The sequence below is a fragment of the Bradymonas sediminis genome (genome assembly GCF_003258315.1).
GTDB lineage: Bacteria > Myxococcota_A > Bradymonadia > Bradymonadales > Bradymonadaceae > Bradymonas > Bradymonas sediminis.
Window position 1 is genome coordinate 2,645,122 of record NZ_CP030032.1, and the last position, 18,674, is coordinate 2,663,795.

The 18,674-nt window shown below is 60.9% G+C and carries 14 protein-coding genes; 4 read left to right on the plus strand and 10 right to left on the minus strand.

What is annotated here, in order from left to right; all coding sequences use genetic code 11:
- The first annotated feature begins 62 nt into the window (after window positions 1-62).
- Window positions 63-686 carry an MlaC/ttg2D family ABC transporter substrate-binding protein gene (locus DN745_RS10035; RefSeq protein WP_111334502.1) on the plus strand — a complete coding sequence of 208 codons (624 nt, stop codon included), beginning with the start codon at window positions 63-65 and terminating at the stop codon, window positions 684-686.
- Window positions 687-698: 12 nt separating this feature from the next.
- Here DN745_RS10035 and DN745_RS10040 read toward each other — a convergent pair whose 3' ends face one another.
- Together DN745_RS10040 and DN745_RS10045 are read right to left on the minus strand one after the other, a co-directional pair.
- On the minus strand, window positions 699-2,027 hold the full coding sequence (locus DN745_RS10040) for an FHA domain-containing protein (RefSeq protein ID WP_111334504.1): 1,329 nt from the start codon (window positions 2,025-2,027) through the stop codon (window positions 699-701).
- 63 nt (window positions 2,028-2,090) lie between these two features.
- Entirely contained in the window at window positions 2,091-4,238 is a 2,148-nt protein-coding gene (locus tag DN745_RS10045; protein ID WP_111334506.1) for an ATPase, T2SS/T4P/T4SS family, read from the minus strand.
- Between the two features lie 351 nt (window positions 4,239-4,589).
- On the opposite strand from DN745_RS10045, the gene DN745_RS10050 reads away from it, so the two are divergent.
- Window positions 4,590-6,857, plus strand: coding sequence for a serine/threonine protein kinase (locus tag DN745_RS10050; RefSeq protein WP_111334508.1), 2,268 nt, complete (start codon window positions 4,590-4,592; stop codon window positions 6,855-6,857).
- Between the two features lie 122 nt (window positions 6,858-6,979).
- Here the strand turns inward: DN745_RS10050 and DN745_RS10055 are convergent, their stop codons facing one another.
- Window positions 6,980-7,543, minus strand: coding sequence for a hypothetical protein (locus DN745_RS10055; protein WP_111334510.1), 564 nt, complete (start codon window positions 7,541-7,543; stop codon window positions 6,980-6,982).
- Window positions 7,544-7,735: 192 nt separating this feature from the next.
- On the opposite strand from DN745_RS10055, the gene DN745_RS10060 reads away from it, so the two are divergent.
- Window positions 7,736-8,539, plus strand: a complete 804-nt coding sequence (locus DN745_RS10060) for a DUF3800 domain-containing protein (protein WP_111334511.1) — start codon at window positions 7,736-7,738, stop codon at window positions 8,537-8,539.
- A gap of 52 nt (window positions 8,540-8,591) precedes the next feature.
- On the opposite strand, the gene DN745_RS10065 is transcribed toward DN745_RS10060, so the two are convergent.
- Both DN745_RS10065 and DN745_RS10070 read right to left on the minus strand, forming a co-directional pair.
- Window positions 8,592-9,113 (minus strand): metallophosphoesterase family protein, encoded by a 522-nt coding sequence (locus tag DN745_RS10065; protein ID WP_111334513.1) that lies wholly within the window; start codon window positions 9,111-9,113, stop codon window positions 8,592-8,594.
- Between the two features lie 28 nt (window positions 9,114-9,141).
- Window positions 9,142-11,370, minus strand: a complete 2,229-nt coding sequence (locus tag DN745_RS10070; protein WP_133621791.1) for a hypothetical protein — start codon at window positions 11,368-11,370, stop codon at window positions 9,142-9,144.
- Window positions 11,371-12,089: 719 nt separating this feature from the next.
- Here DN745_RS10070 and DN745_RS10075 point away from each other — a divergent pair.
- Complete coding sequence (locus tag DN745_RS10075) at window positions 12,090-13,394, plus strand: alpha/beta hydrolase family protein (RefSeq protein WP_111334516.1); 1,305 nt, start codon at window positions 12,090-12,092, stop codon at window positions 13,392-13,394.
- Window positions 13,395-13,435: 41 nt separating this feature from the next.
- Here DN745_RS10075 and DN745_RS10080 read toward each other — a convergent pair whose 3' ends face one another.
- From DN745_RS10080 to DN745_RS10100, 5 genes are all read right to left on the minus strand, one after another.
- Entirely contained in the window at window positions 13,436-13,882 is a 447-nt protein-coding gene (locus tag DN745_RS10080) for a hypothetical protein (RefSeq protein ID WP_111334518.1), read from the minus strand.
- Between the two features lie 163 nt (window positions 13,883-14,045).
- A complete protein-coding gene (locus DN745_RS10085) occupies window positions 14,046-15,344 on the minus strand; it encodes a TRAP transporter large permease (RefSeq protein WP_111334520.1) in 1,299 nt (432 codons plus the stop codon).
- A complete protein-coding gene (locus DN745_RS10090) occupies window positions 15,341-16,423 on the minus strand; it encodes a TRAP transporter small permease (protein ID WP_133621790.1) in 1,083 nt (360 codons plus the stop codon). The genes DN745_RS10085 and DN745_RS10090 overlap by 4 nt, the downstream gene beginning before the upstream one ends.
- Before the next feature lie 72 nt (window positions 16,424-16,495).
- The gene (locus DN745_RS10095) at window positions 16,496-17,554 is read right to left on the minus strand and encodes a TRAP transporter substrate-binding protein (protein WP_111334523.1); all 1,059 of its coding nucleotides are present in this window, start codon (window positions 17,552-17,554) and stop codon (window positions 16,496-16,498) included.
- A gap of 48 nt (window positions 17,555-17,602) precedes the next feature.
- Complete coding sequence (locus DN745_RS10100) at window positions 17,603-18,574, minus strand: TRAP transporter TatT component family protein (protein WP_111334525.1); 972 nt, start codon at window positions 18,572-18,574, stop codon at window positions 17,603-17,605.
- Window positions 18,575-18,674: the final 100 nt, after the last annotated feature.

Below are 18,674 nucleotides of genomic sequence, written 5' to 3' on the forward strand. Positions count from 1 at the left end.
ACGAACGTATCCGGTCGGGCTCCGAGCGGAGCCTGATTGCCGAACTCATTGGAGAATAAAATATGTCCCATCCTATCCGAACGACTCTCGCCGCGCTGACCTTAAGCTGCGCGGTTCTCTTCGCCGCCCTGCCCGCGTATGCCGGGTCGTCCACCGACTTCATCAAAAAGACCTCCACCGAGGTCACCACCCTGCTGCAAAAGAAGGACTCCAAGACGCGCCAGGAGCAGTTCACCGCCAAGCTCAACGCGACCGTCGACTTCCGTGAGCTCGCCTCCCGCGCGCTCGATGAGTATTGGAGCGAGCAGTCGCCCGAAGAGCAACAAAAATTCCTGGACCTGCTCCAGCAATTGCTCGAGGCCAACTACCGCGACAAGCTCGCCGCCCAGCAGATGGGCAAAGACTATAGCATTGACTATACCGACGAGCGTGAGCGCGACGATATGGCCATCGTAAAGACGGTCATCAAGAGCAAAGATCGCGCCAAGCCGGTCAACTATAAGATGGTCAAAAAGGACGGGAATTGGGTGGTCTATGACGTCGTCATCGACGATATCAGCCTCGTGGAGACCTATCGCGACGCGTACACCCAGATCATCAAGAAGGAAGGCTGGGACTCGCTGATTAAGCGCATGGAAAAGAAGGTCGCCCAGCTTGAGAAGGCCAAGGCCGCCCCGAAGAAATAAGGCGCCGCCCGCTCAGGGCGCGTAGGGCTTGAAGTCGACCTTCTTCTTTTTGAGGGTCGCTTCAAGCTTTTCTATTTCTTGGAGCGCCTCGGCGTCGCTGGGGCTCAAGGAGAGCGCGCGCGACAGGCTATAATGGGCCTTCGCCAACTCTTCGGAGGTCGCCCGCTTATTCTTCATCGTGCGGCTAGCCTCATTCTTGAGGTTATACACCAGGGTCTTCTCGACGTGGGCGAGGATGGATTTGGAGCGCTCGTGGGCCACGGTGCCCTCGGCGATATCGAGCAGAATGCTGCGCGCCTGCTCGTGGCGCCCCTGGGCGCTGAACTCCTCGCCCTGGCGCAGAAGCTCAGCGGCCTTCTGCTCGCGATAAGCACGGTCCTGGAGTTCCTGGGCTTCCTGGTTACCCGGGGCCAAGGCCAGGGCCTCGTTGGCAAATGACAGCGCCCCGGGCCACTCGTGGCGCCGAAGATTATCGTTGCCCGCGCGCAACGCCGCGGCGACCCGCCCCTCGACTGAATCCGGCGCCACCGCGTTGACCTGCGATGTGGGCACGTCGTTGGGCTGCATGACGAAATAAATCACCGATGCGGCGACGACCACGCCCACGCCGAGCGCGAGGTACGCCAGCATATTATTCGCGCTATTTCCGCTGCGCGCCGCGACCTTCTGGGGCGCATAGGCCGCCACATTCACAATCTCGCCGCCCTCGGCGAATACGAATTGGATATCGCCAAACTCGACGACATCCGAGGGCTCAAGGGTCCGCGCCCCGCGCAGCGGCTTGCCGTTGAGGCGCGTGCCGTTGGAGCTCTCAAGGTCGACGACCGTATAGGAATTCCCCGAGCGAATGATCTTGGCGTGGCGCCGGCTGATGGAGGAGTCCGACAATAGGATGAAATTCTCGTCGGTGCGCCCGATGGTATTCTCAATCTCCGAGAGGCTAAACTCCTCGCCGGCAAAGGCGTCGTTGATGCGCACCAATTTATGGTGGTCGGAGCTATCGGAGATGAACAGCGTGTTCAACACGCTCTGGCTGGCGTCCTGCTGGGCCTTAAACTCGACATAGAGGTAGAAATCGCCGACCCGAATCTGGCTGGCGGTCCCCAAATCGCGCCGCTGAATCACGCGTTGGCCGTCGACAATCACCCCGTTGGCGCTGCCCATATCCTCGATAAAGCAGCGGCCGTTCTCAATAAAGATGCGGGCATGCTGGCGGCTTACGCTCGTGGAGGGCAATACAATATCGCATTCGTCCAACCGCCCGATCACGTAGGAGCCGTGATCAAAGGAAAACTGGTCGACAATCTGGGTATTGCTGTCTTCGACGGTCAGCGTGAACATGGTTTCAATACGCACTAATCAGGGGTTTAATACCACAAACTTCTGCACTCGGGCGCAACCCGATCAATCCCGGAAGATATCGAAATCGACGTCAACTCCGGCATCCCTCAAGTCTTCGTAGAACAGCGGGATGTAGCCGGTGGGATGAAATTGCTCCTCGTTGCCGTCCACGCGGTGGTAGAAGACATCGTTGAGGCGGAACGCGTCGAGGTCGACCCCCTGCAGTTCGCTGATCTGGCGCACGCGAAAGCCCATGTCATCGCTGCGGTTGAGCACCACGACGAAGTCGATGCCGCGCGCGATCTGCTCGCGCAGCCCGCGCGGGTTGCTCGCCGGGTTATCGAGCAAGCACAGGCTCTCGATGCGCTCAAGCGCGCTGGCCGCGCTGATGCCGTGGGCGGTCACCATGCTGCCCTCGGTTCCGCTGGCCGCCGACGACACCCACTCGTAGGCCTCTTCGCCGACGCATTCGTCGAGCAAAATGCGCTGCGGGTCCATCGCCACTGCGGTGCGCACCAGGGTCTTAAGACCGTAGCCGACCGCGGGGTTTGCCTCCAGTCGCACCACCGAATCCTGGGGCAACTGCAGATGCGCCGACTCTTCGATAGTGATAACGCGCGTGCCCGGCGCGATATGCGCGGCCATCGCGCCGAGCAAGGTCGTCTTGCCGGCCCCCGCAGGGCCAGCGATCAACACGGATCGCCCTGCCCGCACGAGGTGCTCCAAGAAGTCACGGATGCCCGGGGAGAAGACGTTGCGCTCCAGCAGGTCATCCAGGCTCAGGTGAGCAACCGGCGGTTTGCGCACCGTAATGGCGGGTCCGTCGACCGCGATCGGCGGCATGACCACGTGAGCGCGGGTGCCATCGCCGAAGCGAATTTCGTCGGTAAAGGTCACCGGCTCCCGGGTCCCCAGCAGGCGGAACGCGGCGAGCATCAAAAAGCTGGGGTGACTGAAGGCGCGCTCGGCGACGCTCAGCGTGCCGTTTTTCCGAACCAGGATACGGTCGGCGCGTTGGATATAAATATCCTGAACTTCCGGGTCATCGAGATATTGGTCAAGCACGCCCAGGCCCACACATTCGTGGGTCATCAGGTCGACAAGCGCCTCGCGGTCGACCGAAGGCGCGACCACGTCGACCGCGGCGCTGACCTCTTTCTTAAAGCTGTCGAAGACGTCGGACTCCGGCGGGTATTCAAGGACCATTTCGTCGAGCGAGACGGACTCCAGCAGCACCCGCGCGACGTCGTGCTGCGCGGCGTGGAAGTCCTCGTCAAACTCGGATTGAATCGACTGCGGCGGAATCGTGGGCCGATGCGCGGCGCGCTCTCCGGAGTCCCCGCCGAGGCGACCGGCGGGCAATCCCGCCCGCGGTCCCGCGATCGGTGCGTTCGGCGGTGCCGGGCGGCCCGCCAACACCGCGTCCATGGAGCGACCGGGCGATGAGATCGCCTCGTGCTCGACGGGCGGAGCCGCGCCGAAGCCGCCGGAGTCGCGCCGAGACGGCGCCGCGCCAAAGCCACCCGATTCGCTCAGGGGCGGCGCCGGCGGCACCGGACTGGGGCCGCTGGGGCGGCGGCGAGGAGCCGGTCCGGGCCCAGGCGCGACAGCGGGCGCGGGCGTCTTGGACTCCTCATCGAACTCCCCAGTCGCCGCGCCATACCCGCCAGAGTCGCGCATCACCGCAGACTCACGGATCGTATTGCGGCTGGGTCGATGCCCCGGACCGTCGGTGTCCCCGCCGAAGAGGTCGTCGACCGAGCCGGCGAACCCGGACGGCCCGTCCAGGCTCGGCGCCATCGGCGCGACCGGCGGCGCGGGCGGGCGTGGGCCACCCGGCGCCATGCCCGGCCCCGAGAAGTCGGCGTCGGAGATATTCGCGTTTTGCTGCGGCGGCATCGGCGGCCCCGCCTGCCCCGCAACTTTAGCCTGCACCTGGAGAATAAAGTCCCCGATATAGATCTTATCGGTCTCACTCAGCGGTTGCTCGCCGGCGACCTTGCGGCCGTTGACGTAGGTGCCGTTGGTGCTGTTCATATCCGAGATGAAGAGCTGCCCATCCAACACCGATATACGTGAGTGCTTTTTGGAGACATTTCCTTTGGGCAACACGATGTCGTTGCCCTTCATTCGGCCGATGGTGATCGCTGCAGTGCTAAAATCATATTGGGACTGCTGCCCACCTTTTTCGCTTATCGTTACGATCATCATGAAGGAAGGTTCTCCTCAAAAGACATAAATCGTACCATCGGGTGGCCTAAAAGCGGCCGGATGGTAGAAATAGATGGGCCATCGACTTTAATTGTGAGTCAACTCACTGTACAAGGCGGGATGGTTGCATCGGCATCAATTTCTGTCAAGAAACGCCTCCAAACTTTAAGGGCTCAGGGCTGGCGCGCGGGCGGGGCGTGCAGGATTGCCAAGAGCGCCCCGACCCGTGACAATCAGGTCGCGAAACGTTGCTTATTTGAAAAGACGCTCCATCGTGGCAAACTTAGCCGGTGGGCATTTCCACCCGTGGCAACCGAGTTTGCGACGCACGCGCTGTAATGAGAGTCAAAATTGGCTGATGAAATCGACAATCCGGCGGGCGGTGACACCAATCCGTCCTTTGGCAAAAAGGACAGCGCCGACCCGGTGGTGTCCGACGTAGCCTCGGCGCAGCCCGGCTCCCCCACCCCGGAGTCCGAGCCCAAAGTCGTCAAGATATGCAAAACCTGCATGGTCTCCCAGAGCGGCGTGGGCGGGTATTGCGTGAGCTGCGGCAGCGCCTTGGTGCCGATCCGCGCGGTGCGCGAGACCTATGTCGGCGAGGTCGTCGGCGGAAAGTATAAGATCGTCGATCGCCTTGGCGCCGGCGGCATGGGCGAGGTGTACTTAGGCGTCAATGAACCCCTGGGCCAACAGGTCGCGGTGAAGTTCTTGAGCCAGAAATTCACCGCCGATGAGAATATCATCCTGCGCTTCCTCAACGAGGCGCGCTCCTATTGCAAGGTGACCCACCCCAACGCGGTGACTCTGCTCGAATACGGCCAGCACGAAGACGGCGCCCTCTACCTCATCACCGAATTCATCGACGGAAAGAGCCTCAGCGACACCCTTAAAGACGTCGGCCCCTTCCCCTTGGACCAGGTGATTTCGATCAGCACCCAGATCTGCGAGGTCCTCTCGGCCGCCCACGGCCAGGGGGTCATCCACCGGGATCTAAAGCCCGACAATATCATGCTGATGCCGACCTCGCGCGGGCGCTACGCGGTCAAGGTGCTCGACTTCGGCATCGCCAAGATCATGGACGACGACCACGCCAACGGCGCGATGACCGAGACCGGCTCGGTCTTCGGCACCCCGGAGTTTATGTCCCCCGAGCAGGCCTGTGGTGACAGCACCGACGGGCGCTCGGACCTGTACGCCGCGGGCATTATCCTCTTCTATCTTGCCACCGGAAAGCTGCCGTTTAAGGGAAAGAACAAGCTCGTCGTCCTGCACAAACAGCTGCACGAAGCGCCGCCGCTGCCCTCGGAGGCGCGCGACGACATCACCGTGGTGCCCGAGCTTGAGCGCATCATCCTAAAATGCCTGCGAAAGGCGCCCGAGCAACGCTTTCAGAGCGCGGATGAATTGCTCGGCGCGCTGGAGGCGATCGACACCTCTCATGTGCCTCGGATCCCGCGCCCCAACGCGGCCGTCGGCGTCTTTCAGGACACCAACCCGGAGTCTCCCCACGCGCACGATAGCATCGAGACCGTCGTGCAGTCGGACCTGACGCCGCACTCCAAAGATAGCGCCCCGGAGTTTCGCGGCATAACGGCGCCGCGGGTGACCGCCGATCTCGAGGAATTGGGCGACTTCAGCCACGAACATGAGCCGAGCTTTGCCGGCGCGTTTTCAGACGCCCCGCCCTTCGCCGACGAGGTTGAGCCCGACTCGCTGGGCATGCCAAACGGCTGGGATCAAGACGGCGCGCTTTACGGCGTCGAGGACTCATCGCGAACGCGCAATCTCATCATCGGGGTCGGCCTGGTCGCGCTGATCGCTGGGGGCGCGCTCTGGCTCAATTCGGGCCCTACGGCCGAGGACTCGACCGCTGCGGGCAGCGAGGTCGCCCAGGTCGACCACGCGCTGCTCACCGGCCAGGTGCTCGGCTCACTCGCCGCGGCCCAGGACAGCGTCAACCACGCCGACTTCGCCTCGGCCCAGCGCGCCGTGGCGAGCACCTACCGGTGGATTGAGGACGCAGATCTGGCGGAGGATGCGCGCGTTAAGCGGGTCGCGCTCAACGCAAAGATCGAGCGACTGATCGAGCTGGACACCGCATTCTCGTCGGCGCTCAACAAGGGCGATTGCACGCGGGCGGGCAAGATCATCAAGACCATGAGCGCGGTTGAAGCCAGCGTGGAGCGCGTGCGCGCCGGGGCATTGGCGGAGTGCAAGGCGTCGGTGAAGTCTCCGCTGCCCGCGAAGCCGGCGCCTGCACCGGCTCCCCCCGCCGAAGAACCCGCGGCAGCGCCCATTCAGCCCGCGCCCGCACCCCAGCCGCCCGCGCCAGTCGAAGCGGCGCCGAAGCCCCCGGAGGTTGCGCCCGAGGAAGCCCCCGTCGCGACGCCGCCGAGCCCCGAGCCGGCCGATTCACCCGACAGCCCCGCGCCGAGCAGCGATGCGCCGGGCGCCGAAGCACCTGAGACGCCCACGAGCGAAGCGTCGCGCCTCGATGAGGTCATGCCCGAGCTGAATAAGCCCGACGCCGCGACCGGCGAAGATGAAGACGAGGAGAGCCCCGAAGAGGCCGACCCGGAAGAAGGCTTCGCCCTTCCCCCCAAGACCATCGACTAGGCGCGGGGCGCGCAAGACCAACGAGCGCATCACCAAAGAAAACGGCACGCCCCGATGGGACGTGCCGTTTTTCGATCGCCTGCGGCCCGGTCATGGCCCAGCCAAATCAACCCGGGCCGAACTTATTCGAAGTCCACGACGCCGGAGTCCTGGGCCTTCTTCTCGCCCTTTCGCCGCAGCACAAATTTGGTGCTGGCCAGGGGCTTTTGCCCGTACCCAAGGCTAAAGACCATCAGGTATTTGCGGTCGGGCGAAAACTTCGACGCCGAGAGTTCGGCGTGCCCCGCAAGAATCTTGTCGCTTCGGTCACTCGGATAAAACGCGAAGGTTTCGATATATTTTTGCGAGCCTTTCACGGTGATATCGTAATAGGTCACCGCCGCCTTGAGCGTGGAAACCGGCTTGGGCAAAAACGCCATATACTCAAACTCCCAGCTCTCGTCGCCCTGGGCCGTCAAGGTCTTGGTATTGACCTTCTTCATGTGGCGCACAAATTCGTTGTCACTCTTAAAGCGACTCGGAAAGCGCTCGGTGCTGATGATGATGTCTCCCTTGAATTTCTTCTCGGGCTTGACCGCCCAGGCCGTTTGAACGCTGGCGAATACAAACAACAGAAAAACCAGGCTTGAGACAACACGCACGCCGACACGCTTCGAATTCGCTCCAGGGGCAACTGAATCAATCATATAATCTCCGAGGACGCGTTGCGGCCACACTCCACGCGCCAGGGAACCCTACAAAGCTCCAGGCAGGAATCAATGAGCCAAGCAACGACGAGATGAATGGAAGACGCGCTTTGTACGCGATAATGACAACTTTAGCCTCCACGGGCATTTCTGCCAACCCGTTTTTCATACAGACACGGGCAAAAGGAAATTATGACGCAGAGAATAACCGTTTTTTGTGACGAAACCGGCGCTCATGATTGCCGGTATTTTGGCTGGGGTTCAATCTGGTGCCCGAGCGAATCGGTGGATGAGCTGAACCAGACGCTGGATTATTTCTGCAGCAAATCCAACCAGAAAAACGAATTAAAATGGAGCCATACCGGCGACGGTGGGGCGCGAAACGAGGCCATTCGCTGGTTCTTTGAGACCCCCTGGCTCTGCTTCCAGTCGATGTGGGTGCGCCGCTCGACCCTGGGGCAGCTGACGCGCAAAAACTCCACCTTCGCCTATCGCAAGCTATTATACGCGATGCTCGGCGCACGCATGCACCAATTCGACCAACTGCCCGGAGGACCGCGCGAATTCGAGGTGCGCGCCGACCAGGTTGATGGGCGCAATCCTGCCCGCACCCGCAAAGAGTTCCACCTGCTCCAGGGGGTGTGCGCGGCTCAGTCGAAGAGCGAGCGCCAACTATTGATTGACTTTCAGCGCGTCGACAGCCGACAGCACCGCGGCATCCAGCTCGCGGACCTGCTGGTCGGCGCGATTCGCAGCTCCTGGGAGGGCATGCCCACCGGCACCAAGCGCGCGATCTGCACCACAATCTCGAACCACCTGGGCTGGCAAGACCTGCGCGCGACCACCGATAATAACCTGAAATTTCATATCTGGATGCCCCGGGATTTCGGCATCAAGTCCCGCGACCCACAACTGCGCGCCCTGGCGCTCACGGACCGCCACGGCGACCCGAGGCGCGTCTTCGGCGCGCCAAGCGACGAGACTATCGGTCTTTAATGATGGGAGAGTTTGCGCAGGTGGGCCGCGGCGAGATGACGCGCCGCGCATTTCAGGGCTTCTTGAAACCCGCGACGCGTGAGCCCAGATGAATGCGCTCCATCTCGAGCTCACCGCTGTCTTCGTCAACATATAAAAAGAGCGCGAAGCACAGGTCATGAAAACCCACTCGCCCGCAGGCGCCCGGGTTCACCCATAAGGTCTCTTTGACTCGGCCGACCACGGGGATATGGCTGTGGCCGCAGATAAAGATATCGGGTTTATGCTCGGCGATAAGCCCGCGCGCGGCCATATTCGGGCTGCGCGGCGAGCCGGCGATATGGCGCAGGACGAATTTGCGCGGCCCCACCAAAAATACCAGCGTCTCAGGAAGAAAGCGCAGGTCGCCGCCGTCAATATTACCCTTGACGATCTTCAGCTCGGCGAGCGCCTCGAGCTGGTCGATAACCTCCTGGTTGCCGATGTCACCGGCATGAATCAGCAGGTCTACCTGCTTGTCCTGGAAGAGCTCGACCAGCTCGGGGTCGAGCCAGCCGTGGGTATCTGACAAAATGCCTATCTTAATCTTAGCCATCGCGACCTAATCGTACGAAGAAGCGAGATTATCGAATCGAGCGAATCTTCTCGAGCTGATTGCGATGACCATGCTCTTCATAATAGCTGGCAAGAAGGCGCAGCACGCGCTGCGGGGTGCTGGCGAGCTCGGAGCTGCGCGAAAGCCGCACGATCTCGCGGTCGCGCTGGGCCATCGCCTCCAAGATCTCCTCGTTGCTCCCTTCGGTCACATAGAGGGACTCGGGCAGGCGAAGCAGACGCCCTTCCTCGGCGCTGCGCGTCAGCGAACCGAAGACCGCGGAGTCCGACCCGCCGTAGCCGTATTGGGTGCGCAACTCGCTGCGGACCTCGCGCGGATAAGCGGCGCCGTAGTCCCCGACGATCTGGCCGATCGCGGTGCGCAGCACGTGCTGGCTTTCGCTGCCGGTGTCGCGAGCGACCAACTCACCCGGCCCGCAGACGACCTTCTCATGCTCGCGCAGCAGGCCCCAGAGCAAACCGGAGCCATATTCGCGAATCGCCAACCCGCGCGCTTCGGCCATCTCGCTGAGCTCGCTGAGCAAATCCGCGCAGGACATCGGCGTGCCGTCGGCCGGCAGCGTGTCATGAACCGCGTCGAGCAGGCGAACCCGCCGGTTCTCACTGAGCCCGACGAAGGAAAGATGCACGAAGCGATTATTGCCCATATTCAGCGAGAACGGCGCCGACAAAAGCGTCGTATAGATGGACATTCGATGGTAGTCGATTCCCTCGGGCAGCAGGTCGATGACGTCTTCGACCGTCAGCGGCGCGCTCGCTTCGACCAGCACGGTCTCCACGCGGTCGGCCAGCGTTTTGCCGCTCTCCTCGAAGGTCGCCGCGTGGGCCACCAGGTAGGTATTCTTAAAGGTCAGCACGTCCGAATGCCGGCTCAACGCGTCCTTGAGCAGATACGGCGTCAAGCCCTCTTCGGTCTTGCCAAGCTCGTCCAATTCGCCCAGCAGATATTTGGTGCTGATCTGGCCGGACTCGCCGTGCAGGCGCTTGACGCACCACTGCACGACCGAATCCAGGGCGTCCAGCGAAATCGGCAACGCGCTGGCGTGGACATAGGTGCCGCGCTCGATGGTATAGATATCCTCATGGCGATGCAGCAGGCCGTTTAGGGCGCGCTCGCTGATCTCATTGATCCCGTGCTCGTGCTGCTCGAAGGACTCCAGGCGGGTCAGGATTTCCTGCGCGCTCATGGGACTGGCGACGTCCTCCAGGACGTTGGCCACGTGGTCACTGCGGCGAGCCCAGGGGTTCTTGATCGAGCGGGACTTGCCGATATCGACCTCCCAGGCGACCTGGAAGAGATGGGTAAGCCCGGCGCGGTCCATGCGCAATCCGGCGCGATGCGAGAAGTTCTTGACCTGCTCAAAGGGCAGGACCGCCCGGCCGGTCTCGACAATCGCGTCGCGCAAGCGGCGCAGCTTGATGTCGATCTCGCTCTGGTGCAGCGAGGTAATAAAGACCCCCTGCCAGATCCGGAACTCCACGAGCCCTGCCAGATGCAGCGCGAAGAGAATGCGGTGCAAGTCGTTGATCTCGGTCAACTCCGTGACGCGATCCGCGGGCAACAGGCCACCGGCCTTCTCTGCCGCCTCGACCACCGGCTCTAAGAGCACCTCGGCCTCGGGCCGAAAATGATAACTCAGGGTCTCCACCAGGGTGTCGAAGCGGGCCTGGATGGCCTGGAAGCTGACGTCATAATCATCGCCGATATCCCCGAAGGTATCGCCCACGAAGAAGCGGCGCTCCACGATATCGCGGTCACTCTCCTCCAGGGTGTCCAGGGCCTGCTCGATCAGGTCGTGCAGGTTCTCCGGGCGACCGCGGTCGCCGAAGAGATAGGCGTCGAGGCCGTGGTTCGCGATGGTCTCCAAAATCTCATGCACTCGCGTGAGGGTCTTGGGGCCGAAGTTGGGCAGCCGGCCCAGCTCGCCGCGCTCAAACGCGTTGACCAGGTCTCGCACCGAGGTATAGCCGACACTCTCGAACGCGCCGCGCGCGCGCGTCGGCAGGACGCGAAGAACCCGCTCCCACGGCTCATCCATACCCACGCCGCTCTTCCCCAGACGGTCGCTCAACAGCTGGGTTTCGCTCGCCTCGCTAAGCCCCTGGCTCGAGAACGCAAGTTCGTTGCGCGCGCGCACCTTCAGGTCGCCGATTACGTCGATCTTCTTGGCCCCGACGCCGCGCGCGTCGCGCAGCACCGTCTCGCTAAGCTCGAGCAGGTCTCCCACCGTTCCCACTTCAAAACGTTCCAGAACATTCTGAATCAACGTCGGCGGATTTAGTACCGAGACCGGCACATAGAATGCTCCTTCGGGCACACCTCCCGTGAATTCAGCATCGTCTGAGACCTGAAATCCGGAGTCATGTTTCGATGAAGCGCTACTGGATTCGTGCTTGCCGTTGGCTGTCATTGTCTAAATCACCGTCAATTAGGGAACTACCCAGGTGGGCTTATTTATATCGCCCAACTATTTTTATCATGTCGCGCAGTGTTCGCGGCCTGATACCTTCATCTACTGCAAGGTTACTGAGCCAGTTTTATCGGGGTGCTTTCACGAGCATTACCCGAAACTGTCCAAGATTTACAGCATCCAACGCGCCAGCACCAGAGCTTTTTTAGTTTTAACTGCTCCGCAACCCAGCGCAAACACTTTCCACTATGCAGCAGCAAAATATTCCAGCGCTAAATTTTCTTATTGAGACGCGCCCCTGACATCGTTTTCAAGCCAGCCAGCCACTTCTAATGATAGAGAATGGTCGCGCCAGCTCATCTACAAAATAAGCATTTCCTGCCTTACAAACACCCTTAGCTCTCGAATTCGCGTCGACTTTCTGATTGAGTATCAAAGTCGAACTCGTTAATGTGTTTAACAGTGGCTTTTATTCGATAATTTCTTTTTGATATCCCAGATATCATCGCCACGACTCCCAGATAACCCTTATTTCAAGCGACATTATGCCTTCCACCCCCTTTTCAAAGCATATCTTCTTTATTCTCGTCGCGGTCTCTTTTTCACTCGTGCCCAGCGGTTGCGGGTCGGATACGGATGATAAGAATACGAGTCCAGCGGATACCTACTCGGCGGACGTCGCCGGCGACGGCGAGGGGGACGAAGACGCAACGGTTGCCGATGGGGGGGCGGCGGACGCCGACGCGCAGCTCGAAGAACCGCTGCCGCCCCGCCCCTGGTCGGTGAGCGAGCCGGGGCCCTACCAGGTTGGGTATACTCAGCGCGAGGTGATTTATGACGCGCGCGGCACCGATGAGCCGCGCGAGTTGCGCCTGGCGGTCTGGTACCCCACCACCGACGTCGAAGGCCAGGAGTCGCGCTATTGGGAGCGCATCAAGCGCAAAGAGGCGTTCCGAGACGCGAGCATCGCCATCGACCCCGCCGAGCCCGCGCCGCTGCTCGTCTTCTCCCACGGCAACGCGGCGATGGCCGAGCAGAGCTATTTTATGGCCGAGTTCTTCGCCAGCCACGGCTGGGTGATCGTGGCGCCGGACCATCAGGGCAACACCCTGCTGGACACCGTGGGCGCGATCGACCTGACCTCGGCGGTCTTTCGCTCGCAGGACATCACCGCGGTGCTCGACTATGTGCTCGGATTTGACGCCGAAGAGCCGCTATATGGGGCCATCGACGCAGAGAAGATCGTTTTGTCCGGCCATAGCTTCGGCGGATTCACCTCGCTTGCCAGCAGCGGCGCGACCTTCGCGGTCGACGAGTTAATCGCCTTTTGTGAGGTCGATGACGACAACTTCTGCGAGATTCTGGAGGGGCGCGAGGATTGGAGCGATATTTTGCGCGACGGCTTTTATGACGCACGCATCAAGGTCTCGATTCCCCAGGCGCCCGGCGGGTACCAGGCGTTTCGCGGCGGACTGGCCAACATCCAGATGCCAACCCTGCTGATGACCGGGCGCATGGACAACACCCTGAAGCCCGACGAAGAAGGCAACCCCATCTGGGCGAATATGAGCGGCTCGCAACACCTGCGCGTCGACGTCCTAAAGGCCGGCCACTTCACCTTCTCGAATATGTGCGCCCTGGTCGGCGGGACGATCGATGAGCTAAAAAATGACGGCTGCAGCCCCGACTTTATCGACGTTGAGTTGGGCTACGAGATCATCAACGCCTACTCCCTGGCCTTTGCGCGCGCCCACCTATTTGGGGACACCTCGGCCGACGCGCTGCTGAGCGGCGAAGACACACGTTACGCGGATTCGGTCGAGCTGATGCGACTCGAAGATACGCCCTGAATCCGCACAATAAAAAAGGCGCCGCCAGGCGCCCTTTTACCCTAAGCGTCCTTCTTGGACGCTTTTTTTGTGCCCGGCGGCTGCGGCACCGGCAGCTTAATGCGCGGCACCTCCGCCGCGCTCATGCACGACTCCGCCACCGACTCACTGGCAAGGTCGAGGACCGAATCCAGCGAAACCTCGACCTCATCGAGCTCATCCTGGCACACGATCTCGACCCCATCGGCGCGAATCTCCAGGCGCCAGTCATCGCCCGTAATTTGCTGGGCGTGTCGCAACGCCTGCTGGAGTTCGCGCACGAAATCGCTGTCCGCGATGCTCGCCAGATACCCGCGCACTTGCGCGCCCTGGGATGTGCGCAAGGTCGGGCTTTCGATCTTCTTAGCACCTTCCTTTTCAGCCAGCGCCGCCTCCAAATCCCCCTCGGCCCCCCTATCATTCCTATTATTCTTAAGCTCGTCTTCTTCTTTTTGGATCATTTCGGTCATCAGCTACCTCGCCTGACAGGGGCACGACTCAAATACATCACCCCCTAAGTTCTAGAATGTGCGCGCCGCCCAAACATAGGACTCGAGCGAAACCGGCACTCCGTGATGACGGAACGCATCCCCTGTCTTGCGCGCCCCAAAAGGTCCCGACCACCCAACCGCCCTAACCCACGCCCATGATGCGGACCAATACGAGTGATAGGTCTTCCCAAAAGGTGATCACCATCAGGGTCCCAAGCAATAGCGCGAGGAAAGGAAGTACGGTTTTGCACAGATAAACCACGGGCTTATCGAAGGCCAAAGAGCCGATAAACAGGTTCAGCCCCACCGGCGGGGTGATATAGCCAATCTCGAGGTTGGCAAGGAAAATAATCCCCAGGTGTACCGGGTCGACGCCATATTCCAGCGCCACCGGCGTGATCAGCGGGACCACCACGGCGATGGCGCTGAAGATATCCATCATAAACCCGACGATGAGCAAAAAGATCGTCAGCACGATTAAGAAGGTCGTCTTGGAGTGGATATACACCTGGATAAACGCCAGGATTTTCATCGGAACTTCTTCCTGGATCAAGAAGTTCGTCAGCCCCATCGCCACGCCCAGAATGACCAGGATCGCCCCGACCATCACCATCGCCTCGTGGATGACCGTGGCCAGGTCCTCGCGCGGGGTGTCGTCGGCAAAGATGGCGATATCCTTGAAGATAAATACCTCCACAATCAGCACATAGAGCGCGGCAATCGCCGACGCCTCGGCCACCGTGACGAAGCCGCCGTAGATGCTCACGAGCACCACCACCGGCACCATCATCTCCCACTTCGCCTCCCACAGGGCGTCCATCGCGGGTTTCATCTCAAATTTGGTGCGCGCGACCTTGGAGCGGCGCGCCGTAAAGACCGCGTATCCGCCGAGCACCGTGACCATCAACATCCCCGGCAGCACCCCGGCCACGAAGAGCTTGTCGATGCTCGTCATCGCCACGATGCCGTACAAAATAATCGGCAGCGACGGCGGAAAGAGCAGGCCAATCGAGCCGCTCGATGTGATCAGCCCGTGGCTAAACTCCTCGGGATACCCGTCGGCCACCATCATCGGAAAGAGCAGCCCGCCCAGCGCCACGATGGTCACGCCCGAGGCGCCGGTAAAGGTCGTAAAGAACGCGCAGGACGCGATCACCACAATCGCCAACCCGCCCGGCATCCAGCCCAACAGCGCGTCGCTGACCCGCACCAGGCGGTCGGCCGCGTTGCTCTTGGCCATCAAAAACCCGGCGAAGGTGAACAGCGGAATCGTGATCAAATGCGGGCTCGTCGCGAGCTTATAATTCTCCTCGCTGAGCACCACGAGCGCGGTGTCCGCGCCCGAAAAAAGCACGATGGCCAGGCCGGCAAGAATCACAAAGAGCGGCGCTCCGAAGAAGGCCAACACCAATAATAACACACCGAGTAGCGCGCTGATCATGAGGCACCTCCTTGCATGGCACTCGCCTCGCCGGGCAGGTCGCCCTCCTCGGGCTCTTGCGGAAAATCATTGTCCATAACGCGTTTGACCGACTCGAAGACGCGCACCAAAAAGTGCAGACCGATAAGCCCCCAACCGATCGGAAAAATGAGCTGGAATTGCCATTGAGTGATCCAGGGAATCACCTGTTGGGGAAACTCGATCCCCAGCTTCACCAGGTCCATGCCCGACACGGCGAGCAACGCGCACACCACCACGGCGGCCGCGCTGGTAATCGCCTGGCCGACCTCGAACGCGCGTCCCTTGAGCATCTTTCCGAAGATATCGATCGTAATATGATTGCGCTGGCGCGCGGCGAGCATCGCGCCGAGGAAGCCGCAGATGATGACGAGTTGGCGCAAGAGGCTGTCGATCCAGCTAAATTTGAGCGCGTCGATAAGCCCGACGATCATCGCCGAGACCGAGCCATCTTCGGGCGGGCCGCCCGGGACCTCTGTGGGGGTAAGCAGCTCGACCGCGCGCGGCTCAGGGGCCGGCGCCTCGTCGAGATTGGCAGCCGCAGACTCGACCTCCTCGACTTCATCGTCGCCGAAGCCTCCACCAAATCCGCCGCCGAAACCCTCTTCGACCTCTTCACCTTCATCGCCAAACCCACCGCCAAATCCGCCGCCGAAGTCGTTGGAATCAGCGACTTCTTCTTCGGCCGAATCATCCGCGGAGTCGTCTCCGAACCCACCTCCGAATCCACCGGCGAAGTCGTTGGATTCGTCGACTTCTTCTGCAGCCAAATCCTCCGCGGCGTCGTCGCCGAAACCGCCGCCAAACCCACCGCCGAAGTCATCGGCATCCTCGCCGATCAACTCTTCCGCACCGCCCTGCTCGGCCGGCGTATCTTCGGGGGTATCGAGCATCACCACCGGCGGCCCGCTGACCATCAGCTTATTTTGCCAGGGCACGAGCAGGTTGCGATAGAAGACGTTATATGCCGCCAGGAGCAACATACCGATCACGAATAAGACGAGCAGACCGCGCTCCACGCGCATCAGACCATCTTCGAATTTCAACAGCGCTTTGAGCATAATATCCAATAAAAACGCCCGCCGAGGACCGGCGGGCGGCCGGAATAGGTGACCGAGGGATTCGAGGCGATATTAACGCACGTCCTTAAGGTGGCCGTACATCTCGTCGACCAATTCTTTGGGGAAGAGCTTGCCGGTGAGTCGCTTGCGCGCCTCTTCGGCCATGGCGGTCCAGGCTTTCATATCGGTCGGCTCGACCGTCTTGATGCCGGATTTACCGATGGTCTTGATGGCCTGGGCGTTGTCCTTTCGGATCTGCGAGAGCAAGACCTTGCCTTCTTTTTCGAAGGCGTCGAGCACGATCTTGCGCTGGTTCTCGGAGAGCTTCTCGAGGGATTTTTCGCTGATAATCACGCCACCGATGACCACGGCCAGGCGCAGGTTCGTGACGAATTTGGCCTGGGTGTACCACTGCAGCGCGACCGCGCCGTAGGGGGAGTTCAAGAAGGTGTTGATAACGCCGGTTTGCAGACTCGACAGCACGTCCGGGACCCCGAGGGCGACCGCGTTAATCTTGGCCGCCTTCATGACCTCTTTGGTCACCGGGTCGGTGTCCCAAACCCAGGGCTTCGTCTGGCGCAAATCGGACGGCTTTTTGACCGGCGTCTGGGTGAAGAGATAGTTGAAGCCGACATCGCCCCAGGTCAGCAGGCGAAAGCCCTTGGCCCCCAGAATCCCCTGGAAGGTGCCCGACATCTTGTCGCGCACATAGTCGAGCTCTTTATAGTTTTTGAAGGTCAATGGAAGCTGCAGGACGAGCAACTTCTCGTCGATATGGCCGAGGCCAACGCTGGTCACCGCGGCGCCGTCGAGCTGGCCGGTGCGCATCTTTCGCACCATCGCGGACTCATCGCCCATCACCCCGCCGGCATAAAATTTAAGCTTAATCTTGCCGCCACTTTCTTTGGCGATGGTGCGCTTGGCGGCCTCAAAGGACTTCATCCAACTCGACCCTTTGGGCGCGAGGCTCGCGATGCGAAGCGTGTGGGAGGTCTCTTCTTTTTCGGCCGCCTTCGCGTCGGCGCCGCCCTCCTGGGCGCTGAGCGTGCCGACCCCAAAAAAGAGCCCGACTAAGGCCATCGTGAGAATCAGCGTGAGGCGGCGAGTTATCGAAAATGCGCTGGCGTTCATGGTCACTCCTGCGATGCGATTAATGAGGCGTTGGGCAAAAATTATCACTCAAAAGAATAGGTCGTCTTCGTGCGCCAACCAGAACTCGGCGTGTAATTTTGCGACTTCGTTATTGAGCCGCAGCTCCGGATATTTGTCGAAGTCCGCCTCGATCACTTCGCCAAGAAGGCGCTGAAAGAGCTCGCGGTCCTGGACGCCGGCGGCGGTCGCGTAAAAGCGCGCATAGAGCGCCGGGGCGACCATATTGCGGTCCCCATAGAGCTTCATCGCGCGCTCGAAATGCTCTTTTGCAAGCTCGGGGCTGCCGCCATACATCACCGGTCGGCTGCCGTAATAAACGCCGAAGAACAGATGCGCGCCGCCAAAGAAGAACTTCTCGTCGAGCTCGATGGTCCGCTGCATAATCGCCGCCACGATGGGCAGCGCCGCCACCAGATCGGTGCGATTCTGGGCCAGATTGGCCGCCGAACCCCAGCCATAGGCGGTCCAAAAAAGCCCGGGCACGTCGTCCTTGTCCATCTCTTTGAGCAGCGACTCAATGCGCTTGACGTCCAGGTTTTTCGCGGCCTTGCTGAACTCTTCATTGCCCAGAATCCGCAGCCCGTAGCGATGTGATTTCAGGTAATGAATCACCGCGCGCTCGCGCACCGCGTCGATCTCCTCGGTCGTCGCGTCCCCGTATTCCATCTCCAAAAGGTCGTGCTCGAGGAAGGCGAATGAATAGGAGAAATACCCCTTCGCCAAGATCCGCAGCAGCTTCTTATTCTCCGGCGCGCTCGCCAAAAAACTCTCGACCGTCTTCATGCTCGCCGGGAGCGCGTCGCGCGTAAATTGCGGGTCTTCTTCGCCCTCCAGCGCGCTGCTGCCCTGCCAGAGGACGTCCGCGGTTTGGTTCACGGTGATCTTCTGAAGACTGCACCCACCCAGGGTTGTCACGAGGAGTGCGGCGAGGAGCGCGCGAATACAAAACGAGGTCGCCGGGCGCGTCGCGGGATGCGGCTTCGCCAAAAAATCGGTCATTATCTAGACTCCAACTTACCAAATAGAGCTCGCGTGGCGAGCGTCCCTCGAAAACCACCTGGGCTTCGAGAACCATACATCAAATGATGGCCCTACTATG

What these genes read in the sequence shown, in the direction of transcription:
- DN745_RS10035 (WP_111334502.1), top strand. Translation starts at nt 63, where the DNA reads ATGTCCCATCCTATCCGAACGACTCTCGCCGCGCTGACCTTAAGCTGC.
- DN745_RS10095 (WP_111334523.1), bottom strand. Translation starts at nt 17,554, where the DNA reads ATGAACGCCAGCGCATTTTCGATAACTCGCCGCCTCACGCTGATTCTC.
- DN745_RS10045 (WP_111334506.1), bottom strand. Translation starts at nt 4,238, where the DNA reads ATGATGATCGTAACGATAAGCGAAAAAGGTGGGCAGCAGTCCCAATAT.
- DN745_RS10055 (WP_111334510.1), bottom strand. Translation starts at nt 7,543, where the DNA reads ATGATTGATTCAGTTGCCCCTGGAGCGAATTCGAAGCGTGTCGGCGTG.
- DN745_RS10040 (WP_111334504.1), bottom strand. Translation starts at nt 2,027, where the DNA reads ATGTTCACGCTGACCGTCGAAGACAGCAATACCCAGATTGTCGACCAG.
- DN745_RS10080 (WP_111334518.1), bottom strand. Translation starts at nt 13,882, where the DNA reads ATGACCGAAATGATCCAAAAAGAAGAAGACGAGCTTAAGAATAATAGG.
- DN745_RS10065 (WP_111334513.1), bottom strand. Translation starts at nt 9,113, where the DNA reads ATGGCTAAGATTAAGATAGGCATTTTGTCAGATACCCACGGCTGGCTC.
- DN745_RS10075 (WP_111334516.1), top strand. Translation starts at nt 12,090, where the DNA reads ATGCCTTCCACCCCCTTTTCAAAGCATATCTTCTTTATTCTCGTCGCG.
- DN745_RS10060 (WP_111334511.1), top strand. Translation starts at nt 7,736, where the DNA reads ATGACGCAGAGAATAACCGTTTTTTGTGACGAAACCGGCGCTCATGAT.
- DN745_RS10090 (WP_133621790.1), bottom strand. Translation starts at nt 16,423, where the DNA reads ATGCTCAAAGCGCTGTTGAAATTCGAAGATGGTCTGATGCGCGTGGAG.
- DN745_RS10100 (WP_111334525.1), bottom strand. Translation starts at nt 18,574, where the DNA reads ATGACCGATTTTTTGGCGAAGCCGCATCCCGCGACGCGCCCGGCGACC.
- DN745_RS10085 (WP_111334520.1), bottom strand. Translation starts at nt 15,344, where the DNA reads ATGATCAGCGCGCTACTCGGTGTGTTATTATTGGTGTTGGCCTTCTTC.